Annotated in this window: 13 protein-coding genes; 10 read left to right on the forward strand and 3 right to left on the reverse strand. The window is 60.8% G+C overall.

The window, feature by feature from the left end; all coding sequences use genetic code 11:
- Nucleotides 1-305: 305 nt before the first annotated feature.
- The 9 genes from betI to yccS all read left to right on the forward strand — a co-directional run bounded on the left by betI (nt 306) and on the right by yccS (nt 14,141).
- A complete protein-coding gene (betI, locus tag AB4N44_RS15060) occupies nt 306-899 on the forward strand; it encodes a transcriptional regulator BetI (RefSeq protein ID WP_034153602.1) in 594 nt (197 codons plus the stop codon).
- An 88-nt stretch (nt 900-987) separates the two neighbouring features.
- Entirely contained in the window at nt 988-2,460 is a 1,473-nt protein-coding gene (gene betB / locus AB4N44_RS15065) for a betaine-aldehyde dehydrogenase (RefSeq protein ID WP_460108579.1), read from the forward strand.
- Nucleotides 2,461-2,613: 153 nt separating this feature from the next.
- Nucleotides 2,614-4,317 (forward strand): choline dehydrogenase, encoded by a 1,704-nt coding sequence (gene betA, locus AB4N44_RS15070; protein WP_150775760.1) that lies wholly within the window; start codon nt 2,614-2,616, stop codon nt 4,315-4,317.
- Nucleotides 4,318-4,573: 256 nt separating this feature from the next.
- On the forward strand, nt 4,574-6,016 hold the full coding sequence (locus AB4N44_RS15075; RefSeq protein ID WP_127930065.1) for a TldD/PmbA family protein: 1,443 nt from the start codon (nt 4,574-4,576) through the stop codon (nt 6,014-6,016).
- Nucleotides 6,016-7,353, forward strand: a complete 1,338-nt coding sequence (locus AB4N44_RS15080; protein WP_455805844.1) for a TldD/PmbA family protein — start codon at nt 6,016-6,018, stop codon at nt 7,351-7,353. The genes AB4N44_RS15075 and AB4N44_RS15080 overlap by 1 nt, the downstream gene beginning before the upstream one ends.
- Before the next feature lie 139 nt (nt 7,354-7,492).
- On the forward strand, nt 7,493-8,920 hold the full coding sequence (mdtD, locus tag AB4N44_RS15085; protein WP_160042152.1) for a multidrug transporter subunit MdtD: 1,428 nt from the start codon (nt 7,493-7,495) through the stop codon (nt 8,918-8,920).
- A 128-nt stretch (nt 8,921-9,048) separates the two neighbouring features.
- Nucleotides 9,049-10,386 (forward strand): ATP-dependent RNA helicase DbpA, encoded by a 1,338-nt coding sequence (gene dbpA / locus AB4N44_RS15090; RefSeq protein ID WP_238704423.1) that lies wholly within the window; start codon nt 9,049-9,051, stop codon nt 10,384-10,386.
- Nucleotides 10,387-10,539: 153 nt separating this feature from the next.
- The gene (locus AB4N44_RS15095; RefSeq protein ID WP_460108576.1) at nt 10,540-11,718 is read left to right on the forward strand and encodes a BaiN/RdsA family NAD(P)/FAD-dependent oxidoreductase; all 1,179 of its coding nucleotides are present in this window, start codon (nt 10,540-10,542) and stop codon (nt 11,716-11,718) included.
- A gap of 230 nt (nt 11,719-11,948) precedes the next feature.
- Nucleotides 11,949-14,141 (forward strand): YccS family putative transporter, encoded by a 2,193-nt coding sequence (yccS, locus tag AB4N44_RS15100; RefSeq protein ID WP_150693768.1) that lies wholly within the window; start codon nt 11,949-11,951, stop codon nt 14,139-14,141.
- A gap of 122 nt (nt 14,142-14,263) precedes the next feature.
- On the opposite strand, the gene AB4N44_RS15105 is transcribed toward yccS, so the two are convergent.
- Nucleotides 14,264-15,001 carry a substrate-binding periplasmic protein gene (locus AB4N44_RS15105; protein WP_127930070.1) on the reverse strand — a complete coding sequence of 246 codons (738 nt, stop codon included), beginning with the start codon at nt 14,999-15,001 and terminating at the stop codon, nt 14,264-14,266.
- A gap of 255 nt (nt 15,002-15,256) precedes the next feature.
- Between AB4N44_RS15105 and AB4N44_RS15110 the strand changes: the two genes are divergently transcribed.
- Nucleotides 15,257-15,709, forward strand: a complete 453-nt coding sequence (locus AB4N44_RS15110) for a GNAT family N-acetyltransferase (protein ID WP_127930071.1) — start codon at nt 15,257-15,259, stop codon at nt 15,707-15,709.
- A gap of 97 nt (nt 15,710-15,806) precedes the next feature.
- Here the strand turns inward: AB4N44_RS15110 and AB4N44_RS15115 are convergent, their stop codons facing one another.
- The gene (locus AB4N44_RS15115; protein ID WP_007913779.1) at nt 15,807-16,103 is read right to left on the reverse strand and encodes a winged helix-turn-helix domain-containing protein; all 297 of its coding nucleotides are present in this window, start codon (nt 16,101-16,103) and stop codon (nt 15,807-15,809) included.
- Between the two features lie 24 nt (nt 16,104-16,127).
- Entirely contained in the window at nt 16,128-16,622 is a 495-nt protein-coding gene (locus AB4N44_RS15120; RefSeq protein ID WP_034153713.1) for a M48 metallopeptidase family protein, read from the reverse strand.
- Nucleotides 16,623-16,625: the final 3 nt, after the last annotated feature.

A 16,625-nucleotide genomic window follows, 5' to 3' on the forward strand; every position in this document is an offset into this window, starting at 1 on the left:
AAATGGCGCTGCGAATCGCTTTCGTGGCCGAAGGTGGACGGACGTTCATCCGAAACCTGGCCGTGAGCGTCTTGCCCTTTCAACACGTCCATCGAATCGCGAACCGCGCCATGCCCCACGCAGGTTTCGAGCTTTTTCGGATGTCGGTTTTATCGCCACTTACACGTAGGAAAAATCTGTAGGCAGCGACGATTTGTCGCAGATCTTATTCTTTGTTGATTGAACGTTCAATCAAAACAAAATAGACTGGCCGTCAATCCGATAGGCGTGATTCGCCGCTCGGAAGGCCTAAGGAGATGTGCAAGATGCCCAAGGTCGGTATGCAACCCATCCGCCGCCAACAACTGATCGAAGCCACTTTGCAGGCGGTCGATCAGGTCGGAATGGGGGACGCCAGCATTGCGCTGATCGCCCGTTTGGCCGGTGTCTCGAATGGCATCATCAGTCATTACTTTCAGGACAAGAACGGCCTGATTGCCGCCACGATGCGGTATCTGATGACAGCCCTCAGCGAGAGCGTCACCGCGCGCCGTCAGGCGCTGGCAGATGACAGCCCACGGGCGCATCTGCAGGTGATCATCGAAGGCAACTTCGACGCCAGCCAGGTCAATGGCCCGGCAATGAAAACCTGGCTGGCCTTCTGGGCCACCAGCATGCACCAGCCGTCTTTGCACAGGTTGCAGCGGATCAACGATCACCGTCTGTATTCCAACCTGTGCTGCGAGTTCCGCCGTGTGTTGCCGCTCGAAGATGCGCGCACCGCAGCGCGTGGCCTGGCAGCGTTGATTGACGGCTTGTGGTTGCGCGGCGCTTTGTCGGGAGATGCTTTCGACACGGCGCAGGCGCAACAGATCGCTTACGAATACATGGATTTCCAATTGGCCAAGAAGGTGAGCTAGAGCACACAGAAAACGCTCGGCCCCTGAACGCCACCGCAGCCTCACCGCGGTGGTCAACGCCAACCACCAATGCACTTGCGAGGACACTATGGCCCGTTTCGAACTGCAAAAACTTTACATCGATGGCGCGTACTCCGACGCCGGCAGCGATGCCACCTTCGAAGCCATCAACCCGGCTAACGGTGAAGTCCTCGCACTGGTGCAACGTGCGACCAAGGAAGACGTCGAGCGCGCCGTGGTCAGCGCTAAAAAGGGCCAGAAAATCTGGGCTGCGATGACCGCCATGGAGCGTTCGCGCATCCTGCGTCGTGCCGTCGACATCCTGCGCGAGCGCAACGATGAACTGGCCGCACTGGAAACTCTGGACACCGGTAAATCCTTCTCCGAAACAAAATACGTCGACATCGTTACCGGCGCTGACGTGCTGGAATACTACGCAGGCCTGGTGCCGGCCATCGAAGGCGAGCAGATTCCTCTGCGTGACACTTCGTTCGTCTACACCCGTCGCGAGCCACTGGGCGTGGTTGCCGGTATCGGCGCGTGGAACTACCCGATCCAGATCGCGCTGTGGAAATCCGCTCCAGCCCTGGCCGCTGGTAACGCGATGATCTTCAAGCCAAGCGAAGTCACCTCGCTGACCACCCTGAAACTGGCCGAGATCTACACCGAAGCCGGCGTTCCAAACGGTGTGTTCAACGTACTGACCGGCAGCGGCCGTGAAGTCGGCACTTGGCTGACCGAGCACCCGCGCATCGAAAAAATCTCCTTCACCGGCGGCACCGACACCGGCAAGAAGGTCATGGCCAGCGCTTCGGCTTCGTCGCTGAAAGACGTGACCATGGAACTGGGCGGCAAGTCCCCGCTGATCATCTGCGACGACGCCGACCTCGATCGCGCTGCCGACACCGCGATGATGGCCAACTTCTACAGCTCCGGTCAGGTCTGCACCAACGGCACTCGCGTGTTCGTACCGGCGCACCTGAAAGCCGCTTTCGAAGCCAAGATCGTTGAACGCGTTGCACGCATCCGCGTTGGCAACCCGGAAGACGAAAACACCAACTTCGGCCCGCTGGTCAGCTTCGCGCACATGGAAAGCGTGCTGGGCTACATCGCCAAAGGTAAAGAACAAGGCGCTCGCGTGCTGTGCGGCGGCGATCGTCTGACCGACGGCGAATTCGCCAAAGGCGCGTTCGTGGCTCCAACCGTGTTCACCGATTGCACCGACGACATGACCATCGTCCGCGAAGAAATCTTTGGCCCAGTGATGGCGATCCTCTCCTACGAAACCGAAGAAGAAGTGATCCGCCGCGCCAACGACACCGACTTCGGCCTGGCCGCCGGTATCGTCACCAAAGACCTGAACCGCGCCCACCGCGTGATTCATCAACTGGAAGCCGGTATCTGCTGGATCAATGCCTGGGGCGAGTCCGACGCAAAAATGCCGGTCGGCGGTTACAAGCAGTCGGGTGTTGGCCGTGAGAACGGCATCAGCTCGCTGAACAACTTCACCCGCATCAAATCGGTACAGGTCGAGCTGGGCGATTACGTCTCGGTGTTCTAAGACCCGAGTCTTGTATTGCTCGTGAGGCCGTCTTCGCGAGCAGGCTCGCTCCCACAGGAGATCCCATTCCAATGTGGGAGCGAGCCTGCTTGCGAATCGAGTGCAAAGCACTCGTCAGGCCCGACCTGACCACATCTAAAGAGGGTGCATTCAATGTCCCAAGAATTCGATTACATCATCATCGGTGCCGGCTCGGCCGGTAACACCCTGGCGACCCGTCTGACTGAAGACGCTGGCGTCACCGTTCTGCTGCTCGAAGCAGGCGGCCCGGACTACCGTTTCGACTTCCGCACGCAAATGCCGGCTGCCCTGGCATTCCCGCTGCAAGGTCGTCGCTACAACTGGGCGTACGAAACCGATCCAGAGCCACACATGGACGGTCGTCGGATGGAATGCGGTCGCGGCAAAGGCCTTGGCGGTTCTTCGCTGATCAACGGCATGTGCTACATCCGTGGTAACGCGATGGACTACGACGGCTGGGCAAAATTGCCAGGTCTGGAAAACTGGTCGTACCTCGACTGCCTGCCGTACTTCCGCAAAGCCGAAACCCGCGACATCGGCCCGAACGATTACCACGGTGGCGAAGGCCCGGTCAGCGTGACCACGCCGAAGGCTGGCAACAACCCGCTGTTCCACGCCATGGTTGAAGCCGGCGTACAAGCCGGTTACCCGCGCACCGAAGACTTGAACGGTTACCAGCAGGAAGGCTTCGGCCCGATGGACCGCACCGTGACGCCGAACGGCCGTCGTGCTTCCACCGCCCGTGGCTACCTCGACACCGCTAAAAAGCGTTCGACCCTGACCATCGTCACTCACGCCCTGACCGACAAGATTCTGTTCGAAGGCAAGCGTGCGGTTGGCGTGCGTTACCTGGTCGGCGACGCCGAAGAGCGCGTTGAAGTCAAAGCCCGTAAAGAAGTGCTGCTGTGCTCCGGCGCCATCGCTTCGCCGCAGATTCTGCAGCGCTCCGGTGTCGGCCCTGCCGAACTGCTGAAGTCGCTCGACATTCCGGTGGTTCACGACCTGCCGGGCGTCGGTGAAAACCTGCAGGATCACCTTGAGCTATACCTGCAATACGCGTGCACTCAGCCGGTTTCGCTGTACCCGTCGCTCCTCTGGTACAACCAGCCAGCCATCGGTGCCGAGTGGCTGTTCAACGGCACCGGCATCGGCGCCAGCAACCAGTTCGAAGCCGGCGGTTTCATCCGTTCGCGTCCGGAATTCGAATGGCCGAACATTCAGTACCACTTCCTGCCGGTAGCGATTAACTACAACGGCAGCAACGGTGTGAAAGAGCACGGTTTCCAGGCGCACATGGGCTCCATGCGTTCGCCGAGCCGTGGTCGCATCCAGGCCAAGTCGAAAGACCCGCGCCAGCACCCGAGCATCCTGTTCAACTACATGGCCACCGAGCAAGACTGGCAGGAATTCCGCGACGGCATCCGCCTGACCCGTGAAATCATGCAACAGCCAGCACTGGACGCCTTCCGTGGCCGCGAAATCAGCCCGGGCATCGAAGTGCAAACCGATGAGCAGCTGGACAAGTTCATCCGCGAGCACGCCGAAACTGCGTTCCACCCGTCCTGCTCGTGCAAGATGGGCACCGACGAGATGGCTGTGGTGGATGGCGAAGGTCGCGTGCACGGCATGCAGAGCCTGCGTGTGGTCGATGCCTCGATCATGCCGATCATCACCACCGGTAACCTGAACGCACCGACGATCATGATCGCCGAGAAAATCGCCGACAAGATCCGTGGCCGCCAGCCGCTGCCGCGCAGCACCGCGCCGTACTACGTCGCGGGCGATGCGCCGGTGAAGGGCAAGCCGATGCGTGATATCACCCCGGCTGCTCAGTAGCCTGAAGTGATCGTTCCCACGCTCTGCGTGGGAATGCATCCCGTGACGCTCTGCGTCACACAGCGGACGCAGAGCGTCCATGGCGGCGTTCCCACACAGAGCGTGGGAACGATCTCCTGCCTCGCACAGTAAATCCCCCTACACCCCCTCCTCACTTGATCCTACCCCCACGCAGGCCTACTCTAGACCTCGCGCAACCGTTTCACCCCCTCCCCGCCGCTGCTCTACCGCTTCCCCCTGACAAGGAGGTTCCCGAATGTTCGATTTCCACCCCCAGCTCAAGCAGCGCTTCGCTGCCTTGCGCACGGGCGCTGAGTTTTTTTCCCTGCGATACGTACGCGAATCCGGGCAGTACCTGTCGGTGCGTAAAAACGTCGCCGAACCGCCGAGCCTGAGCCGCGACGAAGGCGCGATGCTTACCGTGCGCGTCAACGGCGTTGAAGCCTATGCCGCGACCAATGACCTGTCGCAACAAGGTCTGCAGGCCGCCCTCGAACGCGCCGAGCTGCAAGCGCGCCGGCTCAAGCCGCACGCCTTGCTCGACCTGCGCGATCAGCCAGTGTCCAGCGATCGCGCTGATTACTTTTCGCCCAATCTCGAACAACCCTTCCCGTCCCTGAGCGAATGCTTTGAGTTGCTCGGTGCGGAATCCGCCTCGGTGCCAAAGGATGAGCGCCTGGTGAACTGGGAAGTGAGCATCGGCATCACCCACGTCGAACAGATCTATCTGAGCAGCGCCGGGGCTGAATTGCGCCAGGCCCAGCGCTTCGTCTACCCGGGCCTCGACGTAACCGCCTACGACGGCAACGACAGCCAGACCCGCAGCCTCGGCCGCGAGAACTTCGGCCAACAGGGCGGCGCTGACGTGATCAGCCGCTGCGGCCTGATCGGCGCCGGTCCGCAGGTCGCCGATCAGGCCCTGCAACTGCTACTCGCGCCGAACACTCCGCAAGGCCCGCGCGACCTGCTGTTGATGCCGGACCAGATGATGCTGCAGATCCACGAATCCATCGGCCACCCGCTGGAACTCGACCGCATCCTCGGCGACGAGCGCAATTACGCCGGCACCAGTTTCGTCAAAGCCAGCGACTTCGGCAGCCTGCAATACGGCTCCAAACTGCTCAACGTGACCTTCGATCCGGGTATTCCCGAAGAACTGGCCAGCTATGGCCACGATGACGACGGCAGCAAAGCGAGCAAACAATTCCTGATCCGCGATGGCCTGTTGCTGCGTCCGCTGGGCGGTGCGCTGTCGCAATACCGTGCCGGGATGGATGGCGTCGCCAACAGCCGCGCCTGCGGCTGGAACCGCGCGCCGATCGACCGCATGGCCAACCTCAATATCGAACCGGGCGACCAGCCGCTTGAGCAGTTGATCAAAGGCATCGAGCACGGCATTTTGATGAGCACCAACCGCTCGTGGTCGATTGACGATGCGCGCAACAAATTCCAGTTCGGCTGCGAATGGGGTCAGTTGATCGAAAACGGTGAACTCAAAGGCGTGGTGAAAAATCCGAACTACCGGGCGATTTCCGCGCACTTCTGGAAAAGCCTGCGCGCCGTCGGCGACGCCAACACCGTCAAGGTGCTGGGCACGCCGAACTGCGGCAAGGGCGAACCGAACCAGGTGATCCGCGTTGGCCACGCTTCGCCGGCCTGCGTATTCAGCAATATTGATGTGTTTGGGGGAGACGCCTGATGAGCATTTCGAAGAGTCAGTCCGACGCCTTCAAGGTCATGGTCAATTGGCTGCGCGACAGCGTGCGCGAGCCGGAACAGTTCACCCTCAGCTTCGCCGCCGAATCGTCGGCGTTCGTGCGTTTCAATCACGCCAAGGTGCGGCAGGCCGGGCAAGTGCAGCAGGCCAACATCGTTCTGAAACTGATCAACGACGGGCGTCATGCCGACCTGCAAGTCACCCTGTCCGGTGATCAGGAAGGCGATCTGCAACGCCTCGCCGAAGGCCTGCAACAACTGCGCGAAACCCTGCCGTTGCTGCCGCAGGATCCGTACCTGCTGCTCAATCACAACGGCTGGCAGAGTCAGAACGTGCAGGAGCATCCGCTGCCGGATACCGAACAGGTTGTCGATGAAATCTGTGCCGCTGCCGAAGGTCTGGATCTGGTCGGCTTTTATGCTGCCGGCCCGATCAGCCGGGGTTTCGCCAGTTCTTCAGGCGCATTTGGCTGGCATCAGGCCAACAGCTTCAACTTCGACTTCAGCCTGTTCCACGACAATGGCGAAGCGGTGAAAGCCAGCTACGCCGGGCATGACTGGAGCAGCGAAGGCTTCGCCAAGCGCTTCGGCCAGGCACGCGAGCAACTGGAGTTTCTCGGCCGCCCGCTGCGCACCTTGGCGCCAGGGCAGTACCGAGCCTATCTGGCACCGGCGGCGCTGGAAGAAATCATGGGCATGCTGAGCTGGGGCGGTTTCTCGGCGCAGTCGATTGCCAGCAAAAGCAGCCCGTTGCAGAAGTTGTATGTCGGTGATCAGGCGTTCAGCCCGCTGGTGTCGCTGGATGAGAAAGTCAGTGAATCGTTGAGCCCGGCGTTTTCCGGCGAAGGTTACCCGCGCAGCGATCTGCGGCTGATCGTCGAAGGCAAGGCCGGCGATCAACTGGTCGGCTCGCGCAGTGCGGCGGAATATGGTCTGGCCGCCAACGGCGCCGGCGGTGGTGAAATGCCGAGTGCGTTGAACATGGCGGCGGGCGATCTGTCGCAAGCAGAGATCCTCAAGCAGTTGGGCACCGGGTTGTACATCAGCAACCTGTGGTACCTGAACTACTCGGATCAACCGGCGGCACGCATGACCGGCATGACCCGTTTCGCGACCTTCTGGGTCGAGAACGGCGAGATCCAGGCGCCGGTGAGCACCATGCGCTTTGATGACAGTGCTTACAGCCTGCTCGGTTCGCAGCTGGAAGCGTTGACCGCCGAGCGCGAGTTGCTGCTGTCGGCGAGTACGTATAGCCAGCGCAATACCTCCTCGGCGTTGCTGCCGGGGGCACTGGTGAGCCGACTCACGCTCACCCTCTGACAGCGATCGTTCCCACGCTCTGCGTGGGAATGCAGCCCGGGACGCTCTGCGTCCCAGCCAAAAGCGGACGCGGAGCGTCCGTTGAGGCATTCCCACGCAGAGCGTGGGAACGATCATCAAACAGACAACAAGAGGTTCCATGCCCAACCGCCCGCCTCTCGACGCCATCACCGCACGCTGGTTGCCGTGGGTCGTCGCCATTGCCTTCTTCATGCAGTCCCTCGACGGGACCATCCTCAACACCGCCCTGCCCGCCATGGCCCGCGATCTGGCCGAAGACCCTTTGCGCATGCAAGGCGTGATCATCGCCTACATGCTCACCGTGGCCCTGCTGATCCCCGCCTCAGGCTGGATCGCCGACCGCTTCGGTACCAAGAAAATCTTCTTCGGCGCGATTCTGCTGTTCAGCTTCGGTTCGCTGCTCTGCGCCTTGTCGAGCAGCCTGAGCATGCTGGTCGGCGCGCGGGTGATTCAGGGCCTTGGCGGTGCGCTGATGCTGCCGGTCGGTCGCCTCGTCGTATTACGCGCCTATCCGCGATCCGAACTGGTACGGATCATGGGCTTCATCACCATTCCCGGTCTGCTCGGCCCGTTGATCGGCCCGACCATGGGCGGCTGGATGGTCGAGTACCTGACGTGGCACTGGATCTTCCTGATCAACCTGCCGGTCGGCGTGATCGGTTGCTACGCGGTGTGGAAATTCATTCCCGACCTGCGCGGCACCGAGCGCACGCGCTTCGATAGTCTGGGTTTCCTGCTGTTTGGCGCGGCGATGATCCTGATCACCATCGCCATGGAAGGTCTCGGCGAATTGCACTTGCCGCACCTGCGCGTGATGTTGCTGCTGTTCGGCGGCATGGCCTGTCTGGCGGCGTACTGGTTGCGCGCCGGGCACATCGAAAACCCGCTGTTCGCACCGTCGTTGTTCAAGACCCGCACCTTTGCCGTCGGCATTCTCGGCAACCTCTTTGCCCGCTTGGGCAGCGGCGCCTTGCCGTTTCTGGTGCCGCTGCTGCTGCAGGTAGCTCTGGGTTATTCACCGTCGCAAGCGGGGATGAGCATGCTGCCGCTGGCCGCAGCGGCGATGATCGCCAAGTGGGTGGCGCGGCCGCTGATCGAACGGCTCGGTTATCGCATCGTCCTCACCGGCAACACATTGGCGCTGGGGATCATGCTGGCGAGCATGGGCCTGGTCAGCGAGCAGACGCCGTACTGGCTGCTGCTATGCCTGCTGGCAGTGCTGGGCGCGATCAACTCGCTGCAATTTACGGCGATGAACACCGTGACCCTGATCGACCTCGACGACGCCAGCGCCAGCAGTGGCAACAGTTTGCTCTCGGTGGTTGCACAATTGTCATTGAGTCTGGGGGTTGCCTGCGCCGGTGCGTTGCTCGGCGGGTTCACCGCGGAGGTTGGTAACGATGGCGTCGAGACCGTGCTCGGTGCGTTCCAGCTGACCTTCGTCACCGTCGGCATCATGGCAATGCTCGCCGCGACAATCTTCTCGCAACTGTCGAAAGAAGACGGTCGGCGCGCCAAACGCCCGGAAGAACACATCGAACATTAACCACTGTTCGTCCAGAACTTTCGAAGAAAGTGGCACGGGGCTGCTACACTGCGCGACATTTTGTTTTGCAGGCCAGTCCCGTGACCACCATCGCCACCGCTTTTAATACTCTGCCGCTGTCCGCCGCCATGCTGGCTAACCTCGAATCCCTCGGTTATGCCCAGATGACGCCGATCCAGGCGCAGAGCTTGCCGGTGATCCTCAAGGGGATGGACCTGATCGCCCAGGCCAAGACCGGCAGCGGCAAGACCGCCGCGTTCGGCATCGGCCTGCTCAACCCGATCAACCCGCGCTACTTCGGTTGCCAGGCACTGGTGATCTGCCCGACGCGTGAGCTGGCCGACCAGGTCGCCAAGGAAATCCGTCGTCTGGCCCGTGCCGAAGACAACATCAAGGTCCTGACCCTGTGCGGCGGCGTGTCGTTCGGCCCGCAGATCGCTTCGCTGGAACACGGCGCGCACATCATCGTCGGCACCCCGGGCCGTATCCAGCAGCACCTGCGCAAGGGTTCGCTGGTCCTCGATGGCCTGAACACGCTGATCCTCGACGAAGCCGACCGCATGCTCGACATGGGTTTCTACGACGCCATCGAAGACATCATCATCAAGACCCCGGAACGTCGTCAGACCCTGCTGTTCTCCGCGACTTACCCGGTGGGCATCAAACAACTGGCGTCGAAATTCATGCGTGATCCGCAAACGGTGAAAGCCGAAGCGTTCCACGATGACACGCAGATCGAGCAGCGCTTCTACGAGATTTCCCCGGAAGACCGCATGAGCGCAGTGACCAAAGTCCTGCACCACTTCCGTCCGGCGTCGTGCGTGGCGTTCTGCTTCACCAAGCAACAGGTGCAGGAAACCGTCGATCACCTGACCGCCAAAGGCATTTCCGCCGTCGGCCTGCACGGCGATCTGGAACAGCGTGATCGCGATCAGGTGCTGGCGATGTTCGCCAACCGCAGCACTTCGGTACTGGTCGCCACCGACGTCGCCGCCCGTGGTCTGGACATCGATGCGCTGGACATGGTGATCAACGTCGAACTGGCGCGTGATTCGGAAATCCACATTCACCGCGTCGGCCGTACCGGTCGCGCTGGCGAGAAAGGCATCGCGATCAGTCTGGTTGCGCCGGGTGAAGCGCACCGCGCGCAAGCCATCGAACAACTGCAGAAATCGCCGTTGAACTGGGATCAGGTCGATAACCTCAAGTCCCAGGGCCTCGCCCCGCTGCAGCCGCCGATGACCACGCTGTGTATCGGTGCTGGCCGTAAAGACAAGGTTCGTCCGGGCGACATTCTCGGTGCATTGACTGGCGACGCCGGCATTCCCGGTGCACAGGTGGGCAAGATCGCGATCTTCGATTTCCAGGCTTACGTGGCGGTTGACCGCACCGTGGCCATGCAGGCCTTGCAGCGTCTGAACGACGGCAAGATCAAGGGCCGTTCGCTGCGCGTACGCATTTTGTAAACGATCTTCCATTTAACGAAGATCCCCTGTGGGAGCGAGCCTGCTCGCGGAGGCAATCTGTCAGCCAACATCAATGTTGAATGACACACCGCTTTCGCGAGCAGGCTCGCTCCCACAGTTTGTTTTGTTGCGACCCACCATGAGGACACCGTTTTGCGCTCTACCGAAGTCGTGATCATTGGCGCTGGCGCCGCTGGGTTGATGTGTGCACTGACCGCCGCCGGGCGTGGGCGTCAGGCGTTGCTGCTCGACCACGCGAACAAGGCCGGCAAGAAAATCCTGATGTCGGGCGGTGGCCGCTGCAATTTCACCAACATGTACACCGAGCCGAGCAATTTCCTCTCGCAGAACCCGCACTTCTGCAAATCCGCACTGGCGCGCTACACCCAGTGGGATTTCATCGGCATGGTCGGCAAACACGCCGTGCCGTACCACGAGAAAAAACTCGGCCAGTTGTTCTGCGATAACAAATCCAGCGACATCCTCGAAATGCTCCTGACCGAGTGCGATCAAGTCGGCGTCGAACTGCACCTCGATACCTCGATCCAGACCATCGAGAAGGTCGAGAGCGGTTACCTGCTCGACACCACCCTCGGCCAGGTTCAGTGCCAGTCGCTGGTAATCGCTACCGGCGGGCTGTCGATCCCGACGCTGGGCGCCACGGGTTTCGGTTATCAGGTGGCCAAGCAGTTCGGCCATGAGTTGCTGCCGACCCGCGCCGGTCTGGTGCCGTTCACCATCACCGATCAGCTCAAGGAGCTCTGCACCGAGTTGTCCGGGACGTCGGTGGACTGTCTGGTCAGCTGCAACGATCAGAGCTTTCGCGAGAACATTCTCTTCACTCACCGCGGCCTCAGCGGCCCGGCGATTTTGCAGATTTCCTCGTTCTGGGAATCCGGCGACACCGTGGAGATCAACCTGCTGCCGGATCACGACGCCGCGAGCTGGCTGCAACAGCAGGTGGCCGAGCGCCCGAACAGCGAATTGAAAACTCTGCTGGGTGAGATTTTCACCAAGAAGATGGCCAATCTGCTGGCGGACAACTGGTTTGCGTCCAAGCCGATGAAGCAGTACACCCATGCGGAACTGGCGGAAATCGCCGAGAAGCTCGGCAGCTGGAAAGTCGTGCCAGCGGGGACTGAGGGTTATCGCACAGCCGAGGTAACACTCGGTGGCGTTGATACCCGTGAAGTGTCGTCCAAGACCATGGAATCACTGAAAAGCCCTGGCCTGTATTTCATCGGTGAAGTGCTCGACGTCACTGGCCATCTGGGCGGTTTCAACTTCCAATGGGCCTGGGCCTCCGGCTACGCCGCCGCGCAGTACGCCTGATCCAAACTCAAACACAAAACCCAGTGGGAGCGAGCCTGCTCGCGAATGCGGTGTACCAGTCGACATCAATGTTGAATGACACTCCGCTTTCGCGAGCAGGCTCGCTCCCACAGTGGTTTTTGGTGTAAGTAAAAGGAACACTTTTTGCTGTCAGATGTGATCGGCGCCATTGCGTCGGCGTCATTACTGGCTCAATTTAGCGGCATCGCCTCGGAAGGCCTTCGCACTTCATGTCCTCGACCTCGTTTCGTCAGTCTTTGCGGCGCCTGTGGGCGCTGGATAAATTCAGCTACAGCGTGCGGGTGTTCATCGCCCTGACCGGCAGCATGGCGCTGTGCTGGTATCAGGATGAAATGGGCCTGCTGATCCCGTTGTTCCTGGGGATTATCGCCAGCGCCCTGGCCGAGACCGACGACAGTTGGCAGGGCCGCCTCAATGCCCTCGCGGTGACGCTGGTGTGTTTCAGTATCGCCGCGCTGTCGGTGGAATTGCTCTTCCCCTACCCCATCGTGTTTGCCATTGCTTTGGCGCTGGCCAGTTTCGGCCTGACCATGCTCGGTGCGCTCGGCGAGCGTTATGGCGCGATTGCCTCGGCGACGCTGATTCTGTCGGTGTACACGATGATCGGTGTTGACCAGCGCGGTGGCGCGGTCACCGACTTCTGGCACGAGCCGATGCTGCTGGTCGCCGGTGCGGCGTGGTACGGCTTGCTCTCGGTGGTGTGGCAGGCGCTGTTTTCCAACCAGCCGGTGCAGCAAAGTCTGGCGCGATTATTCCGTGAGCTGGGCTTTTACCTGAAATTGAAATCCTCGCTGTTCGAGCCGATCCGGCAAATGGATGTGGAGGCGCGGCGGCTGGAACTGGCCCAGCAAAACGGTCGCGTGGTGGCGGCGCTGAACAGTGCCAAGGAAATCATCCTGCACCGCGTCGGCAACGGCCGCCCCGGCTCGAAAGTCAGCCGTTACCTGAAGCTGTACTTCCTCGCTCAGGACATCCACGAACGCGCCAGCTCCTCACACTATCCGTACAACGCGCTGGCCGAAGCGTTCTTCCACAGTGACGTGCTGTTCCGCTGCCAGCGCCTGTTGCGCCAGCAAGGCAAAGCCTGCCGCGCACTGGCCGAATCGATCCAGATGCGCCAGCCATTCATTTACGACGCCAGTTTCGCCGAAGCCCTGAGCGATCTCGACGCCTCCCTCGAGCACCTGCGCATCCAGAGCAACCCGGCGTGGCGCGGATTGCTGCGTTCGCTGCGCGCACTGGCCGCCAACCTCGGCACCCTCGATCGCTTGCTCAGCGACGCGAGTAATCCCGATGCCTTGGCCGATGCGACCGACAGCAGCCTGCTCGACCGCTCACCGCGCAACCTCAAGGACGTGTGGATTCGTCTGCGTACGCAACTGACGCCGACTTCTCTGTTGTTCCGTCATGCCCTGCGCCTGCCCTTGGCGCTGAGTATCGGCTACGGCATGGTGCATTTGATTCACCCGTCGCAGGGTTACTGGATCATCCTCACCACGCTGTTCGTCTGCCAGCCGAACTACGGCGCGACCCGGCGCAAGCTCGGTCAACGGATCCTCGGCACCGCCATCGGCCTGACCGTGGCGTGGGCGCTGTTCGATCTGTTCCCGAGTCCGTTGGTGCAGTCCTGTTTCGCCATCGCTGCCGGCGTGGTGTTCTTTACCAACCGCACCACCCGCTACACCCTGGCGACGGCGGCGATCACCATCATGGTGCTGTTCTGCTTCAACCAGGTCGGCGACGGTTACGGACTGTTCCTGCCACGGTTGTTCGATACCTTGCTCGGCAGTTTGATTGCCGGGCTGACAGTGTTCCTGTTCCTGCCGGACTGGCAGGGCCGACGCCTGAACAAAGTGCTGGCCAACACCCTGACCTGCAACAGCATCTACCTACGCCAGATCATGCAGCAATACGCCGCCGGCAAAAGCGACGACCTCGCCTATCGCCTGGCCCGGCGCAATGCGCACAACGCCGATGCGGCACTGTCGACGACGCTGGCGAACATGCTCATGGAACCGGGGCATTTCCGTAAGGAAGCGGATGTCGGTTTTCGCTTTCTGGTGTTGTCGCATACCTTGTTGAGTTATCTGTCAGGGCTGGGCGCGCATCGGGAAACTCAGTTACCCGCCGATGTGCGTGAGCAGTTGATTGATGGCGCCGGGGTGAAGCTGGCTTCGAGCATCGACGAAATTGCCCAGGGGCTAGCCAACAAGCAGCCGGTGGCGATTCAGAGTGATGAAGAAGAAGCGCTGGCCAATGAGCTGGAGCAGATGGCCGACGAGATCGATGAGGGGCAGCGGTTGGTGCAAACGCAACTGGCGTTGATCTGCCGGCAGTTGGGGCCGTTGCGGACGTTGGCGGCGCATCTGATCAAGGACACCAGTGAGGTCAGCGCTGGCTGACAGGACGTCTTCGCGAGCAGGCTCGCTCCCACACTGGATTTATGCACGACACAGACCCCCTGTGGGAGCGAGCCTGCTCGCGAAGAGGCCATCAGACACCCAGCAAATTCAGGATCAGAAACTCACATCCCATGCTGCCTCAACAACTTGTCATAACTCCCATCTGCCTTCATCGCCGCAATCGCCTTATCAAACCCCGCGACAATCTGCTCATGCTGCGGATTCTTCAGGCTGACCAATATATGCAGGCTGTTCTCACTCAGCGGCTTGGGCAAAAACTCCACCGAGTTGCGCACCTTGGCTGATTCCCGCGCCAGGTAATACTTGGCCACATACTCATCTTCCAGCGTCAGCTTGACCCGATCCGCCGCGAGCATGCGCACGGCCATGGCGAAGTTATGCACAGGGACTTTCTGCAACGCCGTGTCGGCATCGAACGGCGCCGAATAGGCATAACCGCGCACCACCGCAATCGGATAGGTGTGCAGTTGTTGCAGATTGCTGTAGTCGAGTGGCGTGTCTTTGCGCTTGAGAAAGCGAATGCGGTTGAGCAGGTATTCCCCGGAAAACTGGCCGAGCCTGGTCCGTTCATCGTTGTACCAAGCGTTGACCAACACATCGTAGCGGCCTTCGCCGACACCGAGCAGCGCCCGCGCCCAAGGCACCTGCTCGTAGCCGCTGGCATAACCGGCCCGGGCCAGGGCAGTCGTGACGATGTCGGTGGCCAGTCCGCCGTTGACCAGCGTGTCGTCGGTAAAGGGTGGCCAGATATCAAACACCAGCCGCAGCTTCTCCGCTGCAGCGGTCTGAGCCAGCAAGAGCAATCCGGTCAAAGCAAAGGCTCGATGCAAACGCGGCATGCTTGAAAATCCTTAGCGGGCAGGTTGCCCGGCATGTTTTCAGCCAAAACCCCAAGGCCCCTTACCGGCAAAACCCAGGCCCTAACATTAGCTCATTGCAGCCAGTGCACAGCGCTCTCCAGCAGATTACACAAAGTCGCCGAGGCTGCGAGAAAGGAATGATGGCATTTTGACCTTTGTCACAGACTCTTACGCCATAAAGACATCTTTGCCGCAGGCGCTTAGTATCGGGCGACACGTTCAAGGAATCGGCACATGACAATCGAATGGGTCTGCAAACATCACAGTGATCTGGGCAAGGAACAGCTGTACGCGCTGTTGAAGCTGCGCTCAGACGTGTTCGTCGTCGAACAGAAATGCGCTTATCCGGACCTCGACGGCCAGGATCTGGAAGGCGACACCTACCATTTGATGGGGTGGGAGGATGACCAGTTGATGGCGTACCTGCGCCTGCTGGACCCGGAATCCCAGGGCGGTGATGTGGTGATCGGCCGCGTGATTACTGCACCGCAGGGCCGCGGCAAAGGGCTGGGGCACGAAATGATGGAACAGGCGTTGAAGCAGGCCGAGAAGCATTGGCCGCAGGTGCCGATCTATCTGTCGGCGCAGGCGCATTTGCAGGGGTACTACGGCAAGTACGGGTTTGTTGTGGCGGGTGAGGAGTATCTGGAGGATGACATTCCGCACATTGGGATGCGTCGCCCTTAAGTGCCCCTTCGCGAGCAGGCTCGCTCCCACAGGGAAACGCATTCCAACTGTGGGAGCGAGCCTGCTCGCGAAGGCGTCAGCTCAGGCGCCGCAGGACTCAGGGATACTCCAGAACAGCCTTGATCTGCCGCAAATTACGCTCGATCCACCCGCGATCAATCGCCCCCCACTCACGAATCCGATAGCGCCCTGCATGGTTGCGCGCGCCCTCTTCCTGCTCGAACTCACAAACGATATCCAGATCCGCCAACGCGGCAATCGTGTCCTGCGCCGTGCGCCGCGGCATGCCGGTCACTTCGGTCAGCGTCGGCACACTCGGCGCCAGACCGCTGTCGATCAGGTACGCCACATACAAACGGCGGTAGAAACTGCTTTTGGTCTTGCTGACGTCCATCCCCACCTTCCTGGTTGCGTACGGTTAAGCCTGCATATCGCGCCACGTCAGGTACACGCGCAGATCAAACTCGACCTGGTGATACCCCGGCAGCATGTGCTCGCACAATTTATAGAACGCCTTGTTGTGATCCGATTCCTTGAAGTGCGCCAGTTCATGCACGACGATCATTTTCAGAAAGTCCGGCGCGGCGTCCTTGAACAACGAGGCGATACGAATCTCTTTCTTGGCCTTGAGCTTGCCGCCCTGCACCCGCGACACAGTGGTGTGCAGACCGAGGGCGCGGTGGGTCAGGTCGAGGCGGTTGTCGAACAGCACCTTGTCGATGGCCGGCGCGTTGCGCAGGTATTCCTGCTTCAAGTCCAGCGCGTAGCTGTACAAGGCCTTGTCGCTCTGCACATCGTGCCGCCCTGAATAGCGTTGATTCAGGTATTCACCCAGCCGCCCTTCGGCGATCAGTTGGCGCACCTGGTCCTGCAATTGCGCGGGATAGGCCTGGAGGTACTTCAACACAGTCATGGA

It is taken from the genome of Pseudomonas sp. S3_C06, from assembly GCF_054667675.1.